Here is a 9,761-nt window from a genome sequence, read left to right as displayed (position 1 = left end):
CCGGTCGAGTACGAGCTCGCCTTCACCGCCCAGAACGCCGCCCTTGCGGCATGATCACCACTAACCCCGTGTCAACCGTTCCTGCAGCAGTCCCCGGGCTTGCTGGACCGGACCGCCCGACCCCTGTTGTCGTATACGACCGTTGAGGTCAGTGCGGTGGGTTGGCCTGCGTCGACGGTGATCGATGTGGCGTTCTTGTGCACCCAGCCCGAGGTTGCGCCGAGCGCGGACGCCCCGTCGACAGGCGTGTACGCGGTCTTGGTGGTGATGGGGTCGAGCTTGTCCCCGCTCGTGGGGTCGAGGCCGGTGGTGGTCTCGGTCGTGACGAGGTGGTAGGCGGCGCCGTCGGGCTTGCCCTCGTCATAGAGGTAGTCGGTGTGCGGGCGCAGCAACCGGATGTCGTTCGGGTCGTTCGCAAGCGCGAGCTGTTGCGCGGGCCCGGTCTCGGAGACGACCTCGAGACCATCGGCGGAGTACACCGACCTCGAGTCGAACAACGTGGCGAGGTCGATCGACGTCCGATCCTGCAAGCCCCACTCGACGAGCATCTGCTCGGCGTTCGGGAGCTTGCGCAACGCGAGCAGCCGGTTCGTGGCATCCAGGGTGCGGATCGTCTTGCCGCTGCGGTCGTACTCGGCGGTGTCGATGAACCCCTCGACCGGCGCGTTCTTCCCCGCAGGGGTGGCGGTGTTGACCTCCAGTCCGGCGGCGTTGAGATAGTGGACCGTGGCGGGCTTGTACCCGTCCGCGCCAGGCGCGGTCGCCGTCGCCGTCGTGACCGATGGGACGTCTTGCGGTCCGAAGACCGCCGTGGCGTCCGTCGGACCATCGGACTGCGCCCAGGTCGCCAGGTCCGTCGCGCCGAGGTCGTACGGGCCTCCCTTGGCCCGGGTGAGCGGCACGTCGTACACGACCGTGCTCGTGTTCACGGGCCCGAGCTGGTCCTTCGTACCAGGCACGAGAGATGCACGGGACACCTTGAGGAGGCGGCCGAGCGACGGGTCGACGAAGTCGCCGGCACCGGTCTTGGACCCGCCACCTGCCCCGTAGGTGAACGTGTACGGCTCCTCGCCCGGTGCGGTGACCTTGGCCAGACGGCCGTCGGCGTCGTACTCGTACCGCGTCACCAGAGCCGGGGCGCCAGCGGCGGTGATACGCGGATCCTCGACCTCCACCAGGCGCCCATTGGTGTCGTACCGGTACCGGGCGACCTCCACCTTCTTCATCGTGGACGTCGCTTGGTCCCACACCCAGACCCACGCCAAGGTGACCTGACCCGCGTACGCACCCGGGGTCGTCCCCGTGGCCGTGGTCGACCCGGCATACCCGAGCTCCATGACCTCGCACCCGCGAGCCGGCGTCGCCGCAGTACACGCGGACGTGTTCGTGGGCCACCCGTCCACGCCTTCCTCGATCGGAGCGATCACCCGGTGCAAGCGCTGCACGCCGTTCATGTCGGAGTACACGTGCCTCGCCTGCCCAGATGCGACGGGCGGTGCGGTGGTCTGCACGGCGAAGTCACCGGTCGACTTCGTGCGCGCGAAGTCCGTGATGGTGCCGTCGACCTCCGTCAGCCGCCATGCATTGGCGTTCGTGCGCACGAGCTTGAGGTCCTCGGCGCCCGGCTCGGGGAACCACTTGGTGCGGTCGCCGGTGCTGAACCAGATCTGGGACCCACCCGTCAGGTGCACGGCCGCGACGTCGTCGTACGGCATCGAGATCTTCGTGTACGCCGTCCCGGCCGCAGCATCCGCAGTACCGGTAGCCCACTCCTTACCGAACGGTGCGGCGATCTGCCGGACAGAGATGTCGTCGTAGTAGACGGCCTTGCCCGAGTTTGGGGCGTTGCCGTTGTACAAACGCAGGAATGCTTCGTTGGAGCCGGTGGGGATGGTGAAGTCGAAACTGAGCTCCTGCCACGTGTCAGTCTTCGTTGCTGGCTCTGACCGACCAGTGGTGTATTGCGTCTCGGTCGACTTCTTGGACAGCATCATGATGCGGTTGCCCGCTGCGTTGGGCGGGTTGAGCCCGGTCGCGGCGGGCACATAGATCCAGCCAGAGACGCGGTAGGTCCCACCGGGACGCAGGCCGAGACGCACGGCCCCGTAGTCGCCGCCGACCGAGCCGTAGGTGTTGTCGTTCCCCGTGGTGCCCGGCACGATCTTCACGCTCTGGGTCCCGGAGTGGAACCGGGTGGAGTCCATCGACGCGACGGCGTGTCCGCGGAAGGCGCCGGCAGCACCTTGCACGTTGGTGTATTCGGCTCCGTCGGTTGCCGGGCGCACCAGATCTTCTTGCAGCTGGTACCCGGAGTCGATGTCACGCGACGAGGTGGTACGGACCAAGGAAATGCCGAACTCCTCGACGTCGGTGACCGACACCTTGTGATCACCCGTCAGCAAGTTCACCGATCCGGGCCCGATCTCGGTCGAGGCCGCGCCGGTCGCGTCGGGGTCGACCGTCACGGTCACCCACTGGGCGTTCGTCGCGCCCGCGCCCGCCGCGCTCGACGCGAGGACCGCGCGGACCTGCACGGGCCCCCCGGAAAACCCGAGGGTAGTGGCGGCGTCCCACGTGACATAGCTCCCTGCGGCGGGGGCGGGCTGCCAGCCTGCACCCCACGCGTCGCCGTCGGCGGTAGTCAGTGCGCCGGCGGCGATATCAGTGACGACGGTGGAGTCCGGGCCGCGTCGCCACTGGTACTTCACGTGCGTCAGCGTGGTGTCGTTGGTCCCCAGCTCCAGGCGAGCGCGGCGCACGACCCGTGCACCCTCTTCCGGGGTCAGGAGCCCAGCTCGTCCCACGAGGAACGTGTACTTGGTGACCTGTGCGGAGACGTTCCCCGCGCGGTCGACCGTCTGCACCTGCACCGTGTGCTTGCCCACCGTGGTCGGCTTGATGCTCGCCGTCGCCGCTGCCCCACCGGTCACTGCGACGAGCGTGGTCGGGGTCTTGTCCAGCCCCCACTTGTACCCGGTCACCGACGAGTCGGCGGCCGCCATCTTGAACATGAACGTCCCGGCCTGGTTCGCGTCCTTGTGCCAGGCGTTGTCCGCGGGGTAGTCGGTAGACGACACGACCGGTGCGCCCGGGGCTCTCGTGTCTACCGCAAACTTCAGTACCGGCGACCACGTACCGTTCCACAACCGTCCGTCATACGTCGCCACCCGTGCCGTATAGGCGGTGTTCTCCACGAGCACGCCAGCCGGGACCTTGTACTGAACCGATGAACCGCTGGCTCCGGTGACCTCGGCCTGGTGAAGGATAGTCCCGGCCGAGTTGAGGATTTGGAAGGTCGCGCGGACCTTATCGCCGTCCGGGTCGCTGATCGTGGACGTGAGCGTCGGAGTCAGCGTGTTCGTCCACGTCGTACCAGCGACGGGCGAGCCCTTCGGGGACACCCCAACCGCCCCCGCCGGGTTTGGCTTGGAGTTGTACGTCCCCGTCACCGCCGGTACGAAGGACCCGTAGTCGACGGAGTAGAACCGCTTCCAACCGTAGGAGTCGGACTCGTTCTGCGCCTTGATGCCCAGGTTCAGGTAGGCATCACCACGATTCGCCGCATACGTCATCGCGTTCTTGACGTCGGTGCGCGTCCACGCGTCGTTGCAGGAAGAGGAATACCCAGCAGTCGCGCTCGTCGTGATCTGGTGCGTGAGCCAACCCGGCTGCGCGGTCCAGCGCGCCCCGGCGTTGAAGTCACCGACGTGCCAAATCTCCCAGTTGCGCGCCTGACACGAGAAGGAGTGGAAGTTGAACAACTCCAGTTGCGCGCTCAAGATCTGCTTACCAGCCAACTGCGCCGTCGGAATCTTCAGCAAGGATCGAGCGACCGTCGCCCCTCCGTCAAAAGTGCCGAGGCGGATCTCACCGTCCGCAGACGTGTCCCGCGTCGTCCCGGACTGCACGTACAGGTCGAGGTAGTGGCTCGCCAGGTACATCGGCGGGTCGATCACCAACGGGTAGGTCGTCGAAGCATCGGCAACCATGTCCTCAACACCAGACAGCGTGACCGACACCGTCGAGGCGTCCACCACGTCGATCGTCGAGACCAGCTGGACCGACTCGACGAGCGGATCGGCAACCGTCGAGTCCGATGACTGCTGCTCGGATCCTTGCGGTGCCGGCTCCGAGTCGGGGCCTTCCAACTCACCCATCAGGACATTGAGCTCGGGCAACGGCGCGAACGTGCGCTCGGTCGTGTCGTCGACCAGCTCTTGCGTCACGGGTGCGACGAGGTCGGCGTCGACCTTCGCGTCCCATGCAAGCGGTTCAGACGTCCGCGACACGACCTGGCCCTCACCAGTCACGGCCTCGAGCGCACCGCCGTCCTCCGTGGGCGCCAGAGTCGCCCCGTCCACCGAGTACGTCAATGGCAGCTCCTGCGCCGCGACCGCCGCCTCGCCGTCCTCGGCGACCAGGTAGTGCCGGAACCCTGACGTGCTCGCCTCGAGCACCAGGTCCGTCCCGGGCGCCACGCCCTCGTACACCGCTCGCCGGCCATCGAGCCGGGGCTCGGGCAGCGCGCCGTGCCACGAGAGCGCTGAACGGACTCCGGCGTCAGGGTCCGTCATCCCCGCGATCTCGATCTGACCGTCCGCCCCAGGAGCTCCGCCACCGCTGAACTCCAGATCACCGATGTGCGCGGCAGGACGAACGACGCCGTCCTCGCCCTCCACGAGTGCGAGGTCGGTCTGCGCCCAGTCCCCCAGGGCCGTCCCGTCGCCCTCACCCTGGGGCACCCACACGGGACCCGGCGCGCTCTGCAGCACCATCGCCCCCGTCGGCAACGCATACGTCGACGACACCGGTGTCCGTTCGCCCACCACCTCGACCGGCTCGTCCTCCAACCGCGCGATCGCCTTCGCACTCACGGCGTCCGGAGCCCACAAGTAGCCCCCGTCGGTGCGCTCGGGCTCCGGTGCAGCCGCCACGATCGGCGCTGCTGGAGCCTCGACCGCTGCGACCGGCTGCGCAACCGCAGGCAGCCCGACCGAACCCACCGCGACCGCCGTCAGACCCGCCAACGTCGCGACCGAGGCCCGCCACGCACCAGGAACCCCAGAGAACGACACGAGAAACACCATCGTGAACCAGCCGTCCGTCACGGCACGCACCAGCGCGCACCGGCAACCGAAACCCACACCCCCTACGGGCAGGCCCCAGCCTGGTTCACAGCAAGCTCACAACCAGCGAAGGTGCACGGAACATAGCCCACCCGCACCGAACCGTCGAAGCCGCGACCGGGTGAAACCCAGTCTGAGGACCAAGGGCCCGGCGCTACGGTGCACGCGTGCACCCCACCATCGACACCACCGCGACATCCGAGCCAGCCCACATGGATCGCGTCCACGTGCGCGATCTTGCTGGTGTCACATGGACCCTGGCCTGGGGTTTCACCTCCCCGCGAGCCCACCGGGTGCTCGCCGCAGCGGCGTGGCCGATGTGGGTGTTCTTCGTCCTCGCGCTCCCCGGGTTCGTGCACGCCGATCGGTCCGTCGTCGCGCGCGTGACCCGCCGCACCCCGGCCGCGATGCTGGCGACCTTCGCGCGCGTCCTAGGGATCTTCCTCGCGCTGTACGCCGTCCTACTCGTCGTGTTCGTCGCCGTCTTTCTGCAATGGCTCCCGGCCATTGTGACCATGACCGTCCTGCTGTTCCTCGCGCTCTGGTTCGTCCTGGCGGTCCTGGTCACCCTGGTACGCCTCGCACCCGGCTACGCGCGGATCTACCGCGCCGACACCCGCGCACGCCGCGCTCACACCCGCGCGCAGCGCCACGCGGACCGCGACCTGTACCGGGCCGCGCAGTGGACCCTCGATAGCGTCGCCTCTCGCCTACCTGCCGGCGGACTCGCGACTATCAGTCAGTGCCTACGACACACCCTGTCGGCCGGCGATCGTGTCGTCGCACAGGCGGCCACGCCCCGCCACGTCACCGTCTACCGCCGCTTCGGGTTCACCCAGCTGCCCACAGCACCGCTGACGCTGCACGCCGTTGTCGCCCCCGCCTCGCAACCCACCCCCGACCCTGCGCCTGCAGCTGCCGACACCCTGTGAGGATGGGCGGGTGAGCACCAGCGACGTCACACCGGCCGGATACGCCGAGCTGCTCGAGCGCCTCAAGGACCGGGTCCGCACGAGCCAGGTACGTGCCGCACGTGCCGCGAACACCGAGCTGCTGCGGCTGTACTGGTCCATCGGGCGCGACATCCTCGACCGCCAGCAGACCGCGGGATGGGGCGCGAAGGTCGTCGACCAGCTCGCCACCGACCTGCGCGCCGAGTTCCCCGACCAGCGCGGCTGGTCACGGCGCAACTTGCTCTACATGCGCGCAGTCGCCCAGGCCTGGCCCGACGAGGAGGCGTTCGTGCAACAAGCTGTTGCACAACTGCCCTGGGGCCACGTCACCGTTCTGCTCACCCGCCTCGACGACCCGGCCCACCGTGACTGGTACGCCGCCCAGGCCGCCGAGCACGGCTGGTCCCGCGCCGTGCTCGAGAACCAGATCGCCTCGCACCTGCACCAGCGCATCGGTGCCGCCCCGACGAACTTCACCACGCACCTGACCCCGGCCGACTCCGAGCTCGCCCAGCAGCTCGTGCGCGACCCCTACGTCTTCGACCACCTCGGCCTGACCGGGCGCGTCCACGAACGCGACATGGAACAAGCCCTGATGGACAAGCTGCAGGACACCCTGCTCGAGTTCGGGCACGGCATGGCCTTCGTCGGCCGCCAGGTCCGCTTCACCGTCGCAGGCGACGAGCTCGTCATCGACCTGCTGCTCTTCCACGTCGACCAGCTGCGCTACGTCGTCGTCGAGCTCAAGATCGGCCAGTTCGACCCCGCCCACGTCGGCCAGCTCGGCACCTACGTCGCCCTCGTCGACGACCGCCTCCGCAAACCCGACCGCCACGCCCACACCGTCGGCATCCTCCTCGTCGCCGGCCGCAACGAAGCCATCGTCCGCTACGCCCTCGCCGGCGCACCCGCACCACTCGCCGTCGCCAACTACACCTACGACAGCCTGCCCCCCGACGAACAGGCCGCACTCCCCCGCGCCGACGAGCTCACCGCAATCCTCGAACGCGAGACCGACGGGGACCGCCCGAACCAGACGTAACGGACCTTATCGGCCTAAAAGTGGTGCGAGTTGCAGGCGGCTCAGGGTGCGTCGGCCCGCGCGAGGGTATTGCCGGTTGGGGTGTGTGGGACTCATGAGTGGGCCCCGGGCGCCGCGAGGACCTGTGTGCGGCGCGCCGCTACGTCTGGGTGGTCGAGGCGCGCAGGTTCCATTGGGCGATCGCGGCGTCGAGACGGGCGCGGGCGGTGACGTAGTGGACGAGGTCGATGGGCGCGCCCTGGTCGACGACGGAGACGACGGCTTCCATCTCGCGTTGGGAAGCGTCGATCTCGCCGATCAGGTCGGTGGGGCGTTGTGGCGAGGTCTCGCGGTCGTCGGTCACGGGTGTGATGTCGCGGGCGTTAGAGGCGGTGTGCGAGGCGTCGGCGGAGCTGGTGGATGCGCAGGGTACCGACGACGAGGGCGACGATACCGACGCCGATGCCTGCGATGAGCAGGGCCAGGGCGAGCGGGACGGAACCTTGCCAGCCGAGGAAGGAGACGATCACGAGTTGGGTGTTCTGGAGCATGAACACGATGAGTGCGACCAGGACGAGGGCGGCGACGCACAGGCCGACCCAGGTGGCTCCGGTGCGGGTTCGGGGAGTTCTTGTCGGGTTGCCCGACGTGCGGGACACGCGTGAGTCGGGATGGCTGCCTGACACGGCGGCGGTGGGCTGTCCGTTCGTCGCGGAGCTGAGCGGGGTGGTGGCCATGGTGGCCTCCTTGCGGTTCCGGGCCCGCGCACCTCATATGGGGCACGTTCGCCGCGGATAGCCCGACCCTACGCCCTCGACCTGGGAACGAACCTGGGAGCGGCTGTACGCGCGGGCCAGGTGTTCCTAGCGGCCGAGGCTGGCTGCCAGGGGGCAGGAGAACGGTTCGCGGGCGCGTCCGGGGACGTCGTTGAGGTACTGGACGACGATCCGGTAGGAGGTGAAGAACCCGACCTCGGTGTAGGTCACGCCGAGCTGGGAGCAGTACTCGCGCACGAGCGGCTGGACGCGCTTGAGGTTCGGGCGCGGCATGCTGGGGAACAGGTGGTGCTCCACCTGGCGGTTGAGACCGCCCATGAAGAAGTCGACGACCGGGCCGCCGCGGATGTTGCGGGACATGAGGACCTGGCGGCGCAGGAAGTCGACGTCCGCGGTCGCCGGGACGATCGGCATGCCCTTGTGGTTCGGTGCGAACGCGCCCCCGAGCAGGATGCCGAAGACCGCGAGCTGCACGGCCAGGAATGCCGCCGCGATGGTCGGGGGAAGCACGAGGACCAGCGCCACCAGGTAGAGCGCGAGCCGTAGGAGCAGGACGGGGGCCTCCACGCCACGGTGCGGCACGGGCCGGCGGCCGAGCACCCGGCGCACGCTCGCGACGTGCAGGTTGAGGCCCTCCAGGGCGAGCAGGGGAAAGAAGTACCAGCCCTGCCGACGGCCCAGCCACCCCCGCCAGCCGTGGCGGCTCGCCACGACGGCGGGCGTGAACGCGATCACTCCGGGCGAGATGTCGGGGTCCTGGCCCTCCTGGTTCGGGGCGGCGTGGTGGGCGTCGTGCTTCGTCGTCCACCAGGCGTGACTGAGCCCGACGAGCGCGTTCGCGACGAGGCGCGCGGTCCAGTCGTTCCAGGCGCGGGACCGGAACACTTGCCGGTGGGAGCTGTCGTGGCCCAGGAACGCGAGTTGGGCGAGCACGAGGGCGAGCACCACGGCCAGCAGGAGCTGCCACCAGGATTCGCCCAGAAGGACGACCCCCGCCCAGACGGCGCCGAGCGCGGCGACCGTCAGGACGAGCCGGGTCCAGTAGTAGCCGTACCGCCGACGCAGCAGCCCGGACTCGCGCACGATCTTCGCCAGCACCGAGTAGTCCCGAGCCGTCGCACGGGCCGCAGGCCGCACGCGGCCCGTCACCGTCAGGGGCTGGTGCGCCTCACTCGAAGCGGACACGGTCGGCCTCGGACTTCACGCTCGCCGTGCGCAGCACCTCGGCCGCGCGCCACTCGGCCAGCTCGTCGGCCTTGCGCGTCCGCTCGTTCGTGATCGTCTCCTCGACGTCGCGCAGAACCGTCGCGATCTCGTGGGCCAGCCCACCGGAAAGCATGGCGAGGTTCGTGTTCTCGATGAGCAGGCGCCGGTCTTCCACACGTAGGACGATGCCCGGGTACCCGTGGTCGGCGAGCACCGCGGTGACGGCGGGGAGCTCGAGCAACGCTTGCTCCGGACCGGACACCCGGCGGGAGAACACAGCGGTCACGGTGTACAGCTGGGGCTCGGCCTCGGTGCCGAGCTCGCGCGGCAGGGCCGTGTCCAAGACGCCCCGCAACTCCAGCGCGGTGTCCTGCACCCGACCGAAAGAGGTAGGGGTAGGGGTGGTGCTGGTGCTCATGGCGTCGTCCGATCCTCGGAACCGGCGGGCCGGCTCACATCCGCTGCCGTCGCGGCAGTCGGTGAGGCGCCAGGCGCCCCACTCAAGGAGATCGGTTCGTCCTCCAGGTCGGGTTCATAACCCCCGTCATCGTCCCACCGCGCACCCGAGCTCTCCTCGTCCGGGGCATCCATCTCGCCCGGCGTCCGAGAGTCAACTCGATCGGCGTCACGTGGGCCGATCCGGCGATCAACCACACTTCGACACTACACCGGCAAGGGT

At 69.0% G+C, this 9,761-nt stretch carries 7 protein-coding genes; 2 read left to right on the top strand and 5 right to left on the bottom strand.

The window, feature by feature from the left end:
- Window positions 1–71: 71 nt before the first annotated feature.
- Window positions 72–5,108, bottom strand: coding sequence for a DNRLRE domain-containing protein (locus ACZ4MO_RS18695; protein WP_499279405.1), 5,037 nt, complete (start codon window positions 5,106–5,108; stop codon window positions 72–74).
- Window positions 5,109–5,293: 185 nt separating this feature from the next.
- Here ACZ4MO_RS18695 and ACZ4MO_RS18690 point away from each other — a divergent pair, with 185 nt between their 5' ends.
- Window positions 5,294–6,058 (top strand): hypothetical protein, encoded by a 765-nt coding sequence (locus tag ACZ4MO_RS18690; RefSeq protein ID WP_499279404.1) that lies wholly within the window; start codon window positions 5,294–5,296, stop codon window positions 6,056–6,058.
- 10 nt (window positions 6,059–6,068) lie between these two features.
- Window positions 6,069–7,121 carry a PDDEXK nuclease domain-containing protein gene (locus tag ACZ4MO_RS18685; protein ID WP_499279403.1) on the top strand — a complete coding sequence of 351 codons (1,053 nt, stop codon included), beginning with the start codon at window positions 6,069–6,071 and terminating at the stop codon, window positions 7,119–7,121.
- A gap of 139 nt (window positions 7,122–7,260) precedes the next feature.
- Here the strand turns inward: ACZ4MO_RS18685 and ACZ4MO_RS18680 are convergent, their stop codons facing one another.
- The 4 genes from ACZ4MO_RS18680 to ACZ4MO_RS18665 all read right to left on the bottom strand — a co-directional run bounded on the left by ACZ4MO_RS18680 (window position 7,261) and on the right by ACZ4MO_RS18665 (window position 9,500).
- Window positions 7,261–7,464, bottom strand: a complete 204-nt coding sequence (locus tag ACZ4MO_RS18680) for a hypothetical protein (RefSeq protein WP_499279402.1) — start codon at window positions 7,462–7,464, stop codon at window positions 7,261–7,263.
- A gap of 19 nt (window positions 7,465–7,483) precedes the next feature.
- Complete coding sequence (locus tag ACZ4MO_RS18675) at window positions 7,484–7,837, bottom strand: LapA family protein (protein WP_499279401.1); 354 nt, start codon at window positions 7,835–7,837, stop codon at window positions 7,484–7,486.
- A 126-nt stretch (window positions 7,838–7,963) separates the two neighbouring features.
- Entirely contained in the window at window positions 7,964–9,061 is a 1,098-nt protein-coding gene (locus ACZ4MO_RS18670; protein WP_499279399.1) for a fatty acid desaturase family protein, read from the bottom strand.
- Window positions 9,045–9,500 carry a hypothetical protein gene (locus ACZ4MO_RS18665; RefSeq protein WP_499279397.1) on the bottom strand — a complete coding sequence of 152 codons (456 nt, stop codon included), beginning with the start codon at window positions 9,498–9,500 and terminating at the stop codon, window positions 9,045–9,047. Before ACZ4MO_RS18665 ends, ACZ4MO_RS18670 begins: the two co-directional genes overlap by 17 nt.
- Between the last annotated feature and the right edge of the window lie 261 nt (window positions 9,501–9,761).

It is taken from the genome of Sphaerisporangium cinnabarinum (assembly GCF_055567015.1).
This window is presented reverse-complemented; position numbering and strand designations above follow the sequence as displayed.

Bases quoted from the DNA above. Each gene is read 5' to 3' on its own strand.
- ACZ4MO_RS18675 (WP_499279401.1), bottom strand. From the start codon at position 7,837: ATGGCCACCACCCCGCTCAGCTCCGCGACGAACGGACAGCCCACCGCC.
- ACZ4MO_RS18665 (WP_499279397.1), bottom strand. From the start codon at position 9,500: ATGAGCACCAGCACCACCCCTACCCCTACCTCTTTCGGTCGGGTGCAG.